Origin of the sequence: Streptomyces sp. NBC_01077 (assembly GCF_045162855.1) — a bacterium.
Classification (GTDB): domain Bacteria; phylum Actinomycetota; class Actinomycetes; order Streptomycetales; family Streptomycetaceae; genus Streptomyces.
The window spans coordinates 8,188,133-8,202,682 of sequence record NZ_CP108669.1; the positions used below are offsets into that span (position 1 = coordinate 8,188,133).

Below are 14,550 nucleotides of genomic sequence, written 5' to 3' on the forward strand. Positions count from 1 at the left end.
CACGTACCTGAGGACACCCGTGAGCAGCGAGCTACTGGCACCGCTAGACCTGGCCTTCTGGCACCTGGAATCCACCGCGCACCCCCTGCACCTCGGGGCACTCGCCCACTTCGGCCCCGCCCCCACCGGCAACGGCCACGAGCCGCCGGACCTCCTCGACCTCCTCGCCCGCCGCGCCGCCGCCGTTCCCCGGCTCCGGATGCGCGTCCGTGACGTTCTGCTCCCCGTCGGCGGCGCCGCCTGGAGCGCCGACCCGGACTTCGACGTACGCAACCACGTCCACGAGATCACCCTCGCCGGCGCCGACTTCCCCGCCGAGACCGCCCGGCTCGCCGCCGAACTCATGGAACGGCCCGTCGCCCGCGGCCTGCCGCCCTGGGAGATGTACCTGCTCAGCGGCGCCCCCGACGGCTCCTTCGCCGTCCTCGTCAAACTCCACCACGCCCTCGCCGACGGCATGCGCGCCGTCGCCATCGGCGCCGGGATCTTCGACGAGATCGCCGCCGGACGTCGACCCGCCGGCCGCGCCCGGCCGGTACCCCCACGCTCCTCGCTCCCCGGCCCCGGACGGCTCCTCGGCATGGCCCGCGACCGGCTCGGCGACCTCGGCCGGGCCGTCGAGGTCGGCGCCTCCGTCGTCCGCGCCAGCCGCCTCGACGGACGGCCCACCGCCGCACTCGCCGCCGAGTCCAGCGGGACCCGCCGGATCGCCACCGCGACCCTGCCCCTGGAGCGTGTCCACCGGATCCGCCGCAGCACGGGCGGCACCGCCAACGACGTCCTCCTCGCCCTCGTCGCCGGAGCCCTCCGCCGCTGGTTCGACGGGCGCGGGCTGCCCCTCCCCGGCGCCGACCCCCGGGCCCTCGTCCCCGTCTCCCGACGCCGCCCCGGCTCCCCGCCCGGCCCCGGCAACAGCCTGTCCGGCTACCTCCTCGACCTGCCGGTCACCGAGGCCGACCCGGCGGCCCGGCTCGCGGCCGTCCGGAGCGCCATGGACCGCAACAAGGCCGCGGGTCCCCTCAGGGGCGCCGGGGCCGTCGCCCTCCTCGCCGACCAACTGCCACCGCTCGCCCACCGCTTCGGCGCCCCGTTCGCCGCCGGCGCCGCCCGGCTCCTCTTCGACCTCCTGGTCACCCAGGTGCCGCTGCCCCGCTCCGCACTCTCCCTCGGCGGCGCGCCGCTGCGCGCGCTCTTCCCCATGGCCCCGCTGGCCCGTGGACAGTCCCTCGCCGTCGCCATGTCCCCGTACGGCGGCCAGGTCCACATCGGCCTCGTCGCCGACGGAGAGGCCGTCCCCGACCTCGACGCGCTGGCCGACGCGCTCATGGTCGAACTCGACCTCCTGGACCCGCCGGACACGCCGTAGGCCGTGCCCGAAAGGGCCCGCCCGGCCCACCCAGGGGGGGGTGCCTCATGCCGTACAGGTGGTGCCGGGCCGGACCTTCGTGAGGCTGATCAGGTACTCCTCGACCTTCTTGTCGACACAGGGGTTACGGCCGTAGCCGGTGTGGCCGGGGGCCTCGAAGGACAGGAGCATGCCGCCGGGGAACTGACGCGCCAGACTCACCGCCTCCCCGTACGGCGTCGCCGGGTCTCCTGCCGTACCCACGACGAGGACCGGCGGAACACCCGTGGCCCGCACCCGGTGCGGGCGCTGGGCACCGGCCGGCCAGTCCTTGCAGACCAGCTCGCTCGTCACACCGGTCGTGCCGTAGACGCCCGCGGCCTTCTCGGCGGGGGCGAGCGCGTCCCAGTAGGCCTGGGCGTCACGCGGGTGGGGGACGTCGAGGCAGTTGATCGCGAGGAGGGCGGCCTCGCTGTTGTCCTCGGGCACGGTGCCGGCGGAGGGCTCGGTCCTGTCGGCGCCGGTCTCGCCGGTGTCGGTCTCCTCGGCGTCGTTCTCCGCGGATCCGGTCTCGGTGGATCCTGTCTCCTCGGACCCGTCGGACGAGCCCGTGTCGCCGTCCGCCGGCCCGTCCTCTCCCGCCGCCAGGGCCGCCAGTTTCGTACCGTCCCCGTCGTCCGTCGCACGCAGCGCCTCGGACAGGGCCTCCCACTGGGACTCGGGCGTGTACATGGACAGGCTGAGCGCGGAGACCAGGGTCGCGGCGTCGAGACCGTAGGCGGAGCCGTCGACCGGCAGCGGCTCGCGCTGCGTCCGCTCGACGAGCCGGTCGATCAGCGCGCGTATCTCCTCGGGCGTCGCACCGGGGCAGGCGTCACCGACCACGTCGGCGCAGGACGCGGCGTACTCCTCGACCGCCTTCCGGAACCCGGTGGACTGGCCGAGCATCCGCTGCCGCCAGTCGAGCGACGGATCGACCGCCCCGTCCAGGACCATCGCGCGGACGCGGCGCGGGAACTGCTCGGCGTACGAGGTGCCCAGGCTCGTGCCGTACGACCAGCCGACGTACGTCAGCCGCCGCTCGCCGAGCGCCGCCCGCAGGACGTCCAGATCGCGGGCGGCGTCGTCCGTTCCGACGTGCGGGAGCAGCGGACCGCTGGCCTTCCGGCAGTCGGCGGCCGTCGCCCGCGCGCCGGCGAGGGCGGCGGCGCGCTCGGAGTCCGTACGGGGATGGAGAGGAGCGACAGGTGCGTCGCCGTCGCCCGAGGCGGAATCCGTGGATCCCGCGGGAGTACAGGTCAGAGCCGGCTTGCTCTCCCCGACCCCGCGCGGGTCGAAGGACACGACGTCGAACCGCTCGCGCACGCCCCGGCCGATCTCGTCGGCCACGCCGTCCTTGATGAGCTGCACACCGCGCTCGCCCGGCCCGCCGGGGTTGAGAACGACCGATCCGACGCGCTTCCCCGGGACCGCGGTGACCGCCTTCGCGACCGGGAGGACGAAGGTCCTGCCGTTTCCGGGGCGGGAGTAGTCCATCGGAACGGTGAGCGAGGCGCATGTGTGGTCGCCGCACGGCTTCCAGGCGAGCTTCTGGCCGTAGAAGCGCCGCAGGTCGGGGCGGTCGGCGGGGTCGGCGGTCGCGGCCGACGACCTGGGCCGGCTCCCGTCCGGGCCGGACCCGACCGTGCAGGCGCCCAGCGAGGTGGCGCCGACGACGGCGAGGGCGAGAACGAGGGCCTGACGGCGGCGGGTGGGGGCGGTGATCACGAGGTACTCCCATGGGTGGTCGGTCCAGGGAAGGATCGCGCGCGGATGCTGAGGATTTGCTGAGGCGGGGGAGCCGCCCGCCTCAGCAAATCCGGAGGTCTTGGCCCGGACGGTGACCCGGACGGGAATTCGCGTTCCGTAGGGCGGCTCGTTCCGTGGGGCGGCTCGCTCCGTCCGGCGGGTCGGTTCAGTCCGGTGTCGGCAGCCTCAGTACGAACCGGGCGCCGCCGCCTTCCCCCCGTGCCGCCGTGAGCGTGCCGCCGTGGGCGTGGGCGACCCAGGACGCGATCGACAGACCGAGGCCGGTCGATCCGGAGCCGCTGCGGAAGCGTTCGAACAGGTCGTTCGCGACCTCCGGCGGCAGTCCCGGACCCGCGTCCTCGACCGTCAGCGTGCCGTCCCGGGCCACTGTGATCCGTACGTCCGCCGGTACACCGGGCGCGTGGCCGTGCGTGAGAGCGTTGCCCAGCAGGTTGCCGACCGCCCGGCGCACCAGGTCGGGGTCGGCGACCACGACCGTGTCCTCGGCCTCGACCCGGACGCGATGGCCCTCCGTGGCTTCCTCGGCGGCTTCCTCGGCGACTGCCTCCACCAGCTGGTCGAGCCGGAGCGGCTGGCGCGCCACCGCGGCCGTACCGGACATGAGGCGGGCCCGGGTCAGCAGCCCGTCGACCAGCCGGCCCATGCCCTCCGCCTGACGCAACGTGCGCCGGTGCACGTCCGTGCTGTCCGTCTCGCCGCGCAGTGCCGTCTCCGCGAGTGTCCGGAGCGAGGCCGCCGGGGTCCGGAGATCGTGCGCGGCGTCCGCGAGGAACGCCTCCTGCCGGCCGAGCGCGGCAAGCGCCGGCCGGATCGCCCGTCCCGACAGGACGTGCCCGACCGCCGCCGAGAGGAGTACGAGCACCGCGCAGCCGCCGGTCACCACCCACACCAGCCGCCGGTGGTCGTCCCCCTGTGCCGTCGCATCGGTCATCGTCACCAGGACACCCTGCGGCCCCTCGTCCTCCGCCGCCTCCGGCGCGTAGAAGGGCAGCGCGAACACCCGCACCGGCTCACCGCTCGTCGTACGCCGGTCGAAGCCCCGCGCTTCCCCGGCCCGCGCCGCCACGCGCCCGGCCTCCAGGACCACGCCGTGGCTCACCGTCAGGCACGGCGCGGCCGGCGCGTGCTGGACGGTCAGGTCGCCGGAGCCGGTCCCGCCGGAGCCGGTCCCGCCGGAGCCGGTCCCGTCGTCACCGGTCACGAGGAGCACGGTCAGCGGCGGGCAGGCGGTGTTCACCGTGTCCGCCAGGACGTCCGTGGCCAGCCGGCCGTTCTCGTCGGTCTCCAGGAGACCGAGGGCCCAGCTGCTGTCCGCCTCCATCACGTGGTCGAGCTGCTCCCGCCAGCGCGCGCTGTCGCTGCGCACCGCGAGCGCGGCCATCGCGATCAGGCCCACGGCGCTGGTCAGTGCGAACAACAGGCTGATCCGACGGCGCAGCCGCAACACCCGCGCCGTCGGCGTGAGCGCGGGCGAGCGGCGCCGGAGCCGGAGCCGGTGGAAGCGAACGCGCCTCACCGTGTGCCGGCGGGCGCGAGCCGGTAGCCGACCCCGCGCACGGTGTGGATCAGCAGCGGGTCCCCGAGCTTGCGACGGAGCTGGGAGACGAGTACCTCCAGGACGTTGGACTGCGGCTCGGCCATCTCGTCCCAGCAGCTCTCGATCAGCTCGGCACGCGAGACCGCCTGGTCGGCGCGGGCCGCGAGGACCTCAAGGACGGCGAACTCCCTGGTGGTGAGCGTGAGAAGCACCCCGGCCCGGCGGACGAACCGACGGGCGGTGTCGATCTCCAGGTCACCCACGCGATGCACCGGGGGACGTACGACCGCGGAGCGCCGGCACAGGCTGCGCACCCGGGCCACCAGCTCGGGCACGGCGAACGGCTTCACGAGATAGTCGTCACCGCCGCTCGCGAATCCCTCCACCCGGTCCGCCACGGTGTCGCGCGCGGTCAGAAAGAGGACGGGCACGCCACGGCCGTCGCGCCGCAGGCCCTCGACATACGCGGCGGCGTCCCCGGACGGCAGCATCCGGTCGAAGACCGCGCAGTCGTACGCCGTCACGAACAGGGCCTCGTCGGCCCGGGTCAGATCGGCGGCCTCGTCGACGGCGAGCCCGGCGGCCCGCAGAGCGGCGGCCACCCCGAACCGGAGGTCTTCGTCGTCCTCGACGAGCAGTACACGCACGTCACCCACCCTAGGGGGTGTCTCGTCGATCAGGCCGGGCTCGCGGCGTGATCGACAAGACACCCCAAGGGGGTGCCCGGGAAGCCCCGTCCTGCGGGCAGCCGGCGCTACGTTCCGGACACGACCTGGGCAGTGTCCCCGCGCGCGGCCCCGTCACCCGTGCGGCAGGGTGGAACCATGCCCGAACTCCCCGAGGTGGAAGCGCTCCGCGCGTTCCTCGACACGCACCTGGTGGGCAAGGAGATCGCCCGCGTGCTGCCCGTCGCGATCAGCGTCCTCAAGACGTACGAGCCGCCCCTGAGCGCCGTCGAGGGCGCCGAGGTCACCGCGGTCGGACGGCACGGGAAGTTCCTCGACCTCACCACTTCGGGACCCGCGGGCGAGCTCCACCTCCTGTTCCATCTCGCCCGGGCGGGCTGGCTGCGCTGGCAGGACCCGCTGCCCTCGGGCCCGCCCAAGCCCGGTAAGGGCCCGCTGGCGCTGCGTACCGCGCTCACCGGCGGCGACGGCTTCGACCTCACCGAGGCGGGCACCACCAAGCGTCTCGCCGTGTACGTGGTGCACGACCCGCCGGAGGTACCGGGCGTGGCACGGCTCGGACCCGACCCGCTCGCCGAGGACTTCGGCCCCGAGGAGTTCGCCGCGCTGCTCTCCGGCGAACGGCGCCAGATCAAGGGCGCCCTGCGCGACCAGAGCCTCATCGCCGGCATCGGCAACGCGTACAGCGACGAGATCCTCCACGCCGCCGGAATGTCCCCGTTCAAACCCACCCAGAACCTCACCCCGGAGGAGACGGCCGCCCTCTACGCGGCGATGCGGACCACCCTCCACGAGGCCGTCGAACGCTCCCACGGCCTCGCCGCCGGCAAGCTCAAGGCCGAGAAGAAGAGCGGCCTGCGCGTCCACGGCCGCACCGGCGAACCCTGCCCCGTGTGCGGCGACACCATCCGCGAGGTCTCCTTCAGCGACTCCTCCCTCCAGTACTGCCCCACCTGCCAGACCGGCGGAAAGCCGCTCGCCGACCGCCGCCTGTCCAAGCTCCTCAAGTAGGCCTCAGGGACCCGCGCGGCCGCCCGTTACACTCCGCCGCATGCTGCGCGTACTGGCCGTCGACGACGAGGAACCCGCCCTCGGGGAGCTGCTCTACCTGCTGCGCGCCGACCCCCGCGTCCGGTCCGCCGAGGGCGCGGGCGACGCCACCGCCGCGCTCCGCAGGATCGGGCGCGCCCTGGAGACCGGGCCGGACGGCGACGACGCCGTCGACGTCGTCTTCCTCGACATCCACATGCCCGGTCTCACCGGACTCGACGTGGCCCGGCTGCTCGCCGGCTTCGCCCGCCCGCCCCTGGTCGTCTTCGTCACCGCCCACGAGGGCTTCGCGCTCCAGGCCTTCGACCTGAAGGCGGTCGACTACGTCCTGAAGCCCGTCCGCCGCGAGCGCCTCGCCGAGGCCGTCCGCCGCGTCCACGACCTGGTCCACGCCACCGCCGCTCCGGTCCCGGCGACGCCCACCGCACCCGCCGTGCCCGAGCAGATCCCCGTCGAGCTCGGCGGGGTCACCCGCTTCGTCTCGGTCGACGACATCGCGTACGTCGAGGCCCACGGCGACTACGCCCGTCTCCACACGGATCACGGCAGCCACCTCGTGCGCATTCCGCTCTCCACCCTCGAGGAGCGATGGGCGTCCCGGGGCTTCGTCCGCATCCACCGCAGTCATCTCGTGGCCCTCGCCCGGATCGACGAGCTCCGTCTCGACGGCGGCGCCACCTCCGTACGGCTCGGCGACACCGACCTGGCGGTCAGCCGGCGGCACGCCCGCCATCTGCGGGACCTGCTGATGCGGCGCGCCGGGGGTTGAGCGCATCCCCTTCCACCCCTACCGCAGGTGCTCCCACCTGCGTAGACTCCACGCGACCCGGGCCAGGGGGCCGCCGTTGCGAGGGGAGCCGAGAGATGCCGGAGCGGACGCCGCCTTCCGAGCAGCACCCTTCCCCGGCCTTCGGCCGGGGGGACCCCCAGCGCAGACCGCGCCGCGAGACCGTCACATACGCCTCCGCCCACGGCGCGGGGACGGTGCCGGACCCCGCCCGGCGGCGCCCCGTCCATCCGCCGGCCCGCTCCGAGATCGACGAGCAGACCACCCTCGGCCACACGTACGTCCGTTCTCTGATGCGCAGCCAGCTGCGCGCCGCCCTCACCGCCCTGGGCGCCCTCGCCCTGCTCGTCGGCTCGCTGCCGCTGCTCCTCGCGCTGCCCGCGCCCGAGGCCTTCGTCTGGATCGCCCTCGGTGTCGGGGTCTACCCCGTGGTCTGGGGGATAGCCCATTGGTACGTGCGCCGCGCCGAACGCAACGAGCGCGACTTCACCGGCCTCGTCGAGCGGTGAAGCACCCCGCATGAACGAGCCCGGCATGAACGAGCCCGGCATGAACGGGCCCTCTACGGACGAGCCCCGCATGAACGAGTCCCGCACGGTCACCGCGTGAACCAGACCTACGCCGTCGCGGCCGTCACCGCAGTCGTCCTCGCCACCGTCCTCATCGGCGCCCTCGGCCTGCGGATATCCCGTACGACCTCCGACTTCTACGTGGCCTCGCGCACCGTCCGGCCCGGCCTCAACGCCGCCGCGATCAGCGGCGAGTACCTCTCCGCCGCGTCCTTCCTCGGCATCGCCGGGCTGGTCCTCGTCCAGGGCCCCGCCATGCTCTGGTACCCGGTCGGCTACACCGCCGGATACCTCGTGCTGCTGGTCCTCGTCGCCGCCCCGCTGCGCCGCTCCGGGGCGTACACCCTCTCCGACTTCGCCGAGGCCCGCCTCGAATCCCCGCAGGCCCGCCGCCTGGCCAGCCTCTTCGTCGTCGGTATCGGCTGGCTCTACCTGCTGCCCCAACTCCAGGGCGCCGGGCTCACCCTGGAGATCCTCACCGGCGCCCCCGACTGGGTCGGCGGGCTCCTCGTCGCCCTCGTCGTCACGGGCACGGTCGCCGCGGGCGGGATGCGCAGCATCACCTTCGTGCAGGCCTTCCAGTACTGGCTGAAGCTCACCGCCCTGCTCGTCCCCGTCCTCTTCCTGCTCGCCGCCTGGTACGGCGACGGGGCCCCCAGAGCCCGCTTCGACGCCCCAGCCGTCCTGCGCGGCCACACCGTCGTCAAGGTCGCCGACACGGTACGGATCGGGCTCGACGCCCCCCTCACCCTCACCGTCACCGGCAGCGTCGACTCGGTCCCGTACGAGCGGCGGACCGTGACCCTCGCCCCCGGCACCCATCACGTCCTCGGCGGCACCACGCTCGCCTTCGCCCCCGGAGCGGCACTGCCCGAGAGGGTCGCCAGCGGGACGGACCCGCTCGGCTGGTCCCAGCCGCTGGCCGGCGGCCGCGACGGGCACCAGCTGTACGCCACGTACGGACTGATCCTCGCGACCTTCCTCGGCACCATGGGCCTGCCGCACGTCGCCGTCCGCTTCTACACGAGCCCGCACGGCCGCGCCGCCCGCCGCACCACCCTCGTCGTGCTCGGACTGGTCGGCGCCTTCTACCTGTTGCCGCCGCTGTACGGAGCCCTCGGCCGGATCTACGCCCCCGAGCTCGCCCTCACCGGCTCCGCCGACGCCGCCGTGCTCGTGCTGCCCGACCGGATCCTCGGCGGGCTGCTCGGTGACCTCCTCGGGGCGCTCCTCGCGGGCGGCGCGTTCGCGGCGTTCCTCTCCACCGCCTCGGGACTCACCATGTCCGTCGCCGGAGTCCTCACCCAGGACGTGCTGCCGTCCCGGGGCGTACGGCACTTCCGCCTCGCGACCCTGCTCGCCACCGCCGTACCGCTCGCCGTCGGGGTGTTCGCCTCGAAGGTCCCGGTCGCCGACGCCGTCGGCCTCGCCTTCGCCGTCTCCGCCTCCTCCTTCTGCCCCCTGCTCGTCCTCGGCATCTGGTGGCGGCGCCTCACCCCGCCCGGCGCGATGGCAGGGCTTCTGCTGGGCGGCGGCTCCGCCCTCGCGGCCGTGATGGCGACCCGGGCGGGGCTCGCCCCCGAGGGCTGGCCGCACACCCTGATGGCCTGGCCGGCCGTCTGGTCGGTCCCGCTCGGCTTCCTCACCATGGTCCTGGTCTCCCTGGCCACTCCCCGCCGGATCCCGCCCGGCACCCCGGCGCTCCTCGCGCGCCTCCATCTGCCGGAGGAGTTCACGGGCACCGTCCCCGCTCCCGCCCCGGAGGTCCGCCGATGAGCGGCATCGCCCTCGCCGCCGCGGCCGCCGCCGGGGCCGTGCTGCTCGCCGCGGGCTTCGTCCTGGGGCGGTTCGCCGCCCGGCGCGGTGGCCGCACCGCCGATCCCGACCTCGGTACACCCGTCGAGCGGGCCACCTTCCACACCCTGCACACCGCGTCCCTCGCAGCGCCGCCGCTCCGCGCCGGACTCACCGAGGAGACCGCCCGCAGGGCGGCCGGCACCCTCCGCTCGCTGCTCGGCACGGAGGCGCTCTGTCTCACCGACAGGGGCGCCGTCCTCGCCTGGGACGGACCGGGCGAGGACCATCACCGCGCCCACGTCCCGGAGCAGGCCGCCGAGACCCTGGAGACCGGCCGCAGCCGGTCCGCGCACACCGGCTGCGCCGACCCCGCGTGCCCGCTGCGCTGGGCGGTGATCGCCCCGCTCACCGGGGAGGACGGGGTGCTGGGCGCGCTCGTCGCCTACGGTTCGCGGGAGTCGGCCGTCCTGGTGCGGGCCGCGACCGAGGTGGCCCGCTGGGCCTCCGTCCAGCTGGAGCTCGCCGAACTCGACCGCTCGCGCACGCGGATCGTGGAGGCGGAGATCCGCGCGCTCCGTGCCCAGATCTCTCCGCACTTCATCTTCAACTCCCTCGCCGCCATCGCCTCGTTCGTCCGTACCGACCCCGAACAGGCCCGCGAGCTGCTCCTCGAATTCGCCGACTTCACCCGCTACTCCTTCAGGAAGCACGGTGAGTTCGCCCAGCTCGCCGACGAACTGCGTTCCATCGAGCAGTACTTGGCGCTCGCCGGGGCGCGGTTCGGGGACCGGCTGAAGGTGACGCTGCAGATCGCCCCCGAGGTGCTGCCGGTCACGCTGCCCTTCCTCTGTCTCCAGCCCCTGGTGGAGAACGCCGTGAAGCACGGTCTGGAGGACCGGGAGCGGGGCTGTCGGGTCACGATCGCGGCCCGCGACGCCGGCGCGGAGGCCGTGGTGACCGTCGAGGACGACGGGATCGGCATGGACCCGGAGCTGTTGCGCGCCGTTCTGCGCGGCGAGCACCCCGCCGGCTCCGGCATCGGTCTCTCCAACGTGGACGAGCGGCTGCGCCAGGTGTACGGGGTGGAGTACGGGCTCGTCATCGAGACCGGGGTCGGCGCGGGGATGAAGGTGACGGTACGCATCCCCAAGTACCGTCCGGGAGTGCACCGTTCGGCACCCTGAGCGCCTGCGGCCCGGTCAGCGCAGGTGCAGCGAGAGATGCGCCAGCGGCAGGCCCAGCTTCCAGGCGGGCAGCCAGATCTGCTCGTCCTCGTCGACCGGGCAGCCGGCCTCGTCGCCCGTCCGGCCGTCGAGGTCGGCGGCGCGGACCCAGGTGTCCCGCAGGCACCGCCATGCGGTCTCCGCGAGTGCCAGGTCGGGGCTGTCGCCGCCGGCCGTGCGGCGCGCGGCGAGCCGCTCCTCGACCCAGGGCGGCCAGGGCCGGTCGTACGCCGTGTGGCGCAGCCACTCGTCGATCCGTCCGGCGGGCCGGCCGGCCGTCGGTCCGTCCGGCTCCTCCGAGAGGTGGACGGTGAGGGCGAGCGCCTGGAGGCCCGCCCGGTACTCCAGTGAGCGGGGCGCCACGAGTGCGGCGGCCCGCAGCACCTCGTCGGCCAGGTACTCGGCGCACAGCCAGGCCATCGGGACGGCGAGTCCGCCGCCACTCGTGCCTCCGGCGCCGTTCGTGCTCTCGGGGCGCAACGCTCCCACCTTCTCCCGGACATGGGGGACCCGGACGTGTGGGACCCGGGGAGAGCTTCCTCCGTGAAGGGCGCCCGCGTGTCCCGCTTTGCTCAACTCGCCCGTGTGGTTTCGGATACGTTTCCCGGCCGGATCGGTGCCGGTGGGATTCCCGATGTCATGGGAGGCGTACGAGGCGGGAGAGGTGTTTCGAGCAGAGGCCGCGAGGGGGTGCGGCGGCTCAGCCGAGGAGCGCGTACACCGCCGTCGCGTGGGCCGCGGTCTCCTCCGTGCCCTCGGCCGTCATGGTGATGTCGGCGAAGGCCATCCGCTTTCCCGCCTTGGTGAGCCGGGCCCGAAGGAGGACGTCGGAGCCGACGACCGCCCGCTGGAAGCTGATGGACTGCTGGACGGTGGTCATCGGCACGAAGCCGCCCCGGGCCGCGGCGACCGCGATCACCGTCGCCGTGTCGGCGGCGGCCATCAGGGCCTGACCGGAGAGACCCCCGCCCTCCCGGGCGAGCCGGTCCGACCAGGGGAGCCGGAGGACGGCCTCCTGGCCGTCGACGGAGACGACGGTGAGTCCCAGATCGAGGACCCAGGGTGCGAAGTTGTCGGCGAGGATCTTTTCGGCGGCGGCGAGTGTCAGCGTCACGGCGTCATTGTGGGGCCGTGACGCGGGGCCGGGCAACGGCGCTGCGATGCGGCCGGTAGCCGGGCAGCGACCGGCCGAGCTGCCGCAGTGCGTAGTGGGAGCGGGACTTGACGGTCCCGGCCGGGATGCCGAGGTCGACGGCGGCCTCGTTGACGGTCAGACCGTGGAAGTAGATCCGGACGAGGACGGCGCGGTGCTCGGGGCTCAGTTCGCGGACGGCCGCCCGTACGTCCAGCGCGGCCTCGGCCGAGGCGGTGGCGTCGGCGGGGTCGGGGGTCACCGCGAGGACGCCGTCCCCGATCTCGGCGGGCCGGGCGAGCCGTGAGCGCCGGGCGTCGATGGCGAGGCGGCGGGCCACGGTGAAGAGCCAGGGCCGCATCGACTCGTAGGGGCCGTCGAAGGCCTCGGGGTGGAGCCATGCCCGAACCAGGGTCTCCTGAGCGAGGTCCTCGGCGCGCTGGCGGTCCCCGTAGGTGAGCCCGAGCAGGAACGAGAGGAGCGCGGGGCCGTGGTCCCGCTGCAGCTCCTCGAGGGTCCGTTCGTCGGTGGTCGCCGTTGTCATGCTTCCCGCCTCTCTGCGGCTCGTCGTCCGGGGCGTATCGGAACGCATTCGGACGGCCGGGGACAGGGAACGGACATCGGTCTGCGACGAACGGTCGCACCGAGCGGCGAGTGGTACGGCGAGCGGTCATCGGGCGGGCGAGCGGAGTCGTTGCGTCCGTTTCAGCGGGGTTCCTGACCCTCTGCGGCCTTGACCCTTGACTGCGGCTTTCCTGAGAGATCAATTCATAGGAACAGATGTTCATCACATGACTCGGGTGGAGTGCCGCACATGACCACACGCACCAGACCCGTGGGCGTGGTGGCGCTCGCCGCCGTCCTGCTCGCGGCGGCGACCGGCTGCACCGACGGGAGCGGCCCGGCCGACGGAACTCCCACCCCCGAGGCCACGGCCGCCCGACCGGACTCCGCGCGGCCCGCTGCCCCCTCGGCCGCGCCCGGTGGGGCGTCCGCGCCCGCCGGGTTCACCCTCGTCGCCTCCGGAGACGTCCTCCCGCACGACTCGATCATCCGCCGCGCGGCCCAGGACGCGGCCGGCGACGGCTACGACTTCGCGCCCATGCTCTCCGGGGCGAAGTCCGTCGTCTCCCGGGCCGACCTGGCCATCTGCCACATGGAGACCGTGTACGGGAGGGACGGCGGGCCCTACACCGGCTACCCCGCCTTCAAGTCGCCGCCCGAGGTCGCCGCCGCGCTCAAGGCCACCGGCTACGACTCCTGCTCCACCGCCTCCAACCACACCCTCGACGACGGCGCGGCGGGCCTCGGCCGTACCCTCGACGCCCTGGACCGGGCCGGTGTCCGTCACGCCGGGTCGGCCCGTACGGCGGAGGAGGCCGCGAAGCCCACCCTGCTCAAGGCGGGCGGCGCCACGGTGGCCCAGCTCGCCTACACGTACGACACCAACGGCTATCCGATGCCCGAGGGGCAGCCCTGGGCGGTGCAGACGCTCGACGAGCAGAAGGTGATCGCCGACGCCCGCGCGGCCCGCGCGGCCGGCGCCGACGTGGTGGTCGTCAGCGTCCACTGGGGCAGCGAGTGGCAGACCGAACCCGACGACCGGCAGCTCTCGCTCGGCCGCGCGCTCACCGCATCGCAGAGCGGCGGCCGCCCCGACATCGACCTGGTCCTCGGCACCCACGCCCACGTCCCGCAGGCGTACGAGAAGGTCAACGGCACCTGGATCATCTACGGGATGGGCGACCAGATCGCCGGGGACATGATCAACCACGAGGGCGCCTTCGACCCCCGCGGCAACCAGGGGAGCATCGGCCGCTTCACCTTCGGCCCGCCGAGGACCGCCGGCGGGCGCTGGGAGGTCACCAAGGCCGAGTTCGTCCCCCAATGGTTCGACACCGCGCGCGGCCGGGTGGTCAACCTCGGCGCCGCCGACGGCTCCGACCCGCGCCACACCGACATCCGGGACACCATCCGGCAGGTGGTGCTCAGTCGGGGCGCGGACCGGGACGGCCTGGTGATGGGCAAGTAGGGCCTGCCCGGCGGATCACGGCGGGGGCTGCGGCCCGCCACCCACGCGCCGGCCGGTCACGGTACGACGGTGACCGGCCAGCGGCCCGCCTTCACGAGCCGGACGGCCACCGAGCCCACGAACCGGTGGCCGGCCGACTCGGAGGCACCCACGACCACGGCGTCCGCCGTCAGCTCCTCCGCCGCCTGCACCAGGCCCGCGTAGGCATCGCCGCGGAAGGTGTGGAACTCCCACCGCATCTGCCAGAGGTCCTTCACGCGCTCCGCCGACGCACGGATCTCCGCGACCAGGTCCTCGGCGATCTCCGCGGTGGTGCCGGCTGTCGGAGCGCCCATGGCGGCACCCGCCGTGATCACCGGCTGTACGTACACGAGCGCGAGCAGGGCGTTCTGGCGCCGCGCGAGCCCGGCCGCGTACGCCGTCGCGCGCAGGGAAGAGGCGGAGCCGTCGACTCCTGCCATGATCACTTTCGGGCCGTCGGTACCCCGTTCGAACCGTCCGGGCTGCTGTTCGCTCACGCTGGGAGGCTATCGGCTCATCGGGTGCTTTCGGGCCGGTGGTCGGTGTCGATGAGCCGGGCGAG

The 14,550-nt window shown here is 74.1% G+C and carries 14 protein-coding genes; 7 read left to right on the top strand and 7 right to left on the bottom strand.

What is annotated here, in order from left to right:
• Positions 1-19: 19 nt before the first annotated feature.
• Positions 20-1,366, top strand: a complete 1,347-nt coding sequence (locus tag OG462_RS36905) for a wax ester/triacylglycerol synthase family O-acyltransferase (RefSeq protein ID WP_406064635.1) — start codon at positions 20-22, stop codon at positions 1,364-1,366.
• 45 nt (positions 1,367-1,411) lie between these two features.
• On the opposite strand, the gene OG462_RS36910 is transcribed toward OG462_RS36905, so the two are convergent.
• The 3 genes from OG462_RS36910 to OG462_RS36920 all read right to left on the bottom strand — a co-directional run bounded on the left by OG462_RS36910 (position 1,412) and on the right by OG462_RS36920 (position 5,338).
• Positions 1,412-3,112: an alpha/beta hydrolase gene (locus OG462_RS36910; protein WP_406064637.1), complete on the bottom strand. Its 1,701-nt coding sequence runs from the start codon at positions 3,110-3,112 to the stop codon at positions 1,412-1,414.
• 187 nt (positions 3,113-3,299) lie between these two features.
• Positions 3,300-4,571, bottom strand: coding sequence for a sensor histidine kinase (locus OG462_RS36915; protein ID WP_406064639.1), 1,272 nt, complete (start codon positions 4,569-4,571; stop codon positions 3,300-3,302).
• A gap of 95 nt (positions 4,572-4,666) precedes the next feature.
• Positions 4,667-5,338: a response regulator transcription factor gene (locus tag OG462_RS36920; RefSeq protein WP_406064641.1), complete on the bottom strand. Its 672-nt coding sequence runs from the start codon at positions 5,336-5,338 to the stop codon at positions 4,667-4,669.
• Positions 5,339-5,515: 177 nt separating this feature from the next.
• On the opposite strand from OG462_RS36920, the gene OG462_RS36925 reads away from it, so the two are divergent.
• From OG462_RS36925 to OG462_RS36945, 5 genes are all read left to right on the top strand, one after another.
• Positions 5,516-6,388, top strand: a complete 873-nt coding sequence (locus OG462_RS36925) for an Fpg/Nei family DNA glycosylase (RefSeq protein WP_406064643.1) — start codon at positions 5,516-5,518, stop codon at positions 6,386-6,388.
• A 40-nt stretch (positions 6,389-6,428) separates the two neighbouring features.
• Positions 6,429-7,196 (top strand): LytR/AlgR family response regulator transcription factor, encoded by a 768-nt coding sequence (locus OG462_RS36930; protein ID WP_406064645.1) that lies wholly within the window; start codon positions 6,429-6,431, stop codon positions 7,194-7,196.
• A gap of 95 nt (positions 7,197-7,291) precedes the next feature.
• Positions 7,292-7,723 (top strand): hypothetical protein, encoded by a 432-nt coding sequence (locus tag OG462_RS36935; RefSeq protein WP_406064647.1) that lies wholly within the window; start codon positions 7,292-7,294, stop codon positions 7,721-7,723.
• Between the two features lie 96 nt (positions 7,724-7,819).
• A complete protein-coding gene (locus tag OG462_RS36940) occupies positions 7,820-9,559 on the top strand; it encodes a cation acetate symporter (protein WP_406064649.1) in 1,740 nt (579 codons plus the stop codon).
• Positions 9,556-10,764 (top strand): histidine kinase, encoded by a 1,209-nt coding sequence (locus tag OG462_RS36945; RefSeq protein WP_406064651.1) that lies wholly within the window; start codon positions 9,556-9,558, stop codon positions 10,762-10,764. The genes OG462_RS36940 and OG462_RS36945 overlap by 4 nt, the downstream gene beginning before the upstream one ends.
• 15 nt (positions 10,765-10,779) lie before the next feature.
• On the opposite strand, the gene OG462_RS36950 is transcribed toward OG462_RS36945, so the two are convergent.
• The 3 genes from OG462_RS36950 to OG462_RS36960 form a co-directional block, all read right to left on the bottom strand.
• A complete protein-coding gene (locus tag OG462_RS36950) occupies positions 10,780-11,283 on the bottom strand; it encodes a hypothetical protein (RefSeq protein WP_406064652.1) in 504 nt (167 codons plus the stop codon).
• 220 nt (positions 11,284-11,503) lie between these two features.
• Positions 11,504-11,917 (bottom strand): PaaI family thioesterase, encoded by a 414-nt coding sequence (locus OG462_RS36955; protein WP_406064654.1) that lies wholly within the window; start codon positions 11,915-11,917, stop codon positions 11,504-11,506.
• 4 nt (positions 11,918-11,921) lie between these two features.
• Positions 11,922-12,479: a sigma-70 family RNA polymerase sigma factor gene (locus OG462_RS36960; protein ID WP_406064656.1), complete on the bottom strand. Its 558-nt coding sequence runs from the start codon at positions 12,477-12,479 to the stop codon at positions 11,922-11,924.
• A gap of 270 nt (positions 12,480-12,749) precedes the next feature.
• Between OG462_RS36960 and OG462_RS36965 the strand changes: the two genes are divergently transcribed.
• The gene (locus tag OG462_RS36965) at positions 12,750-13,967 is read left to right on the top strand and encodes a CapA family protein (RefSeq protein ID WP_406064658.1); all 1,218 of its coding nucleotides are present in this window, start codon (positions 12,750-12,752) and stop codon (positions 13,965-13,967) included.
• A 56-nt stretch (positions 13,968-14,023) separates the two neighbouring features.
• On the opposite strand, the gene OG462_RS36970 is transcribed toward OG462_RS36965, so the two are convergent.
• The gene (locus tag OG462_RS36970) at positions 14,024-14,485 is read right to left on the bottom strand and encodes a universal stress protein (protein WP_406064660.1); all 462 of its coding nucleotides are present in this window, start codon (positions 14,483-14,485) and stop codon (positions 14,024-14,026) included.
• Positions 14,486-14,550: the final 65 nt, after the last annotated feature.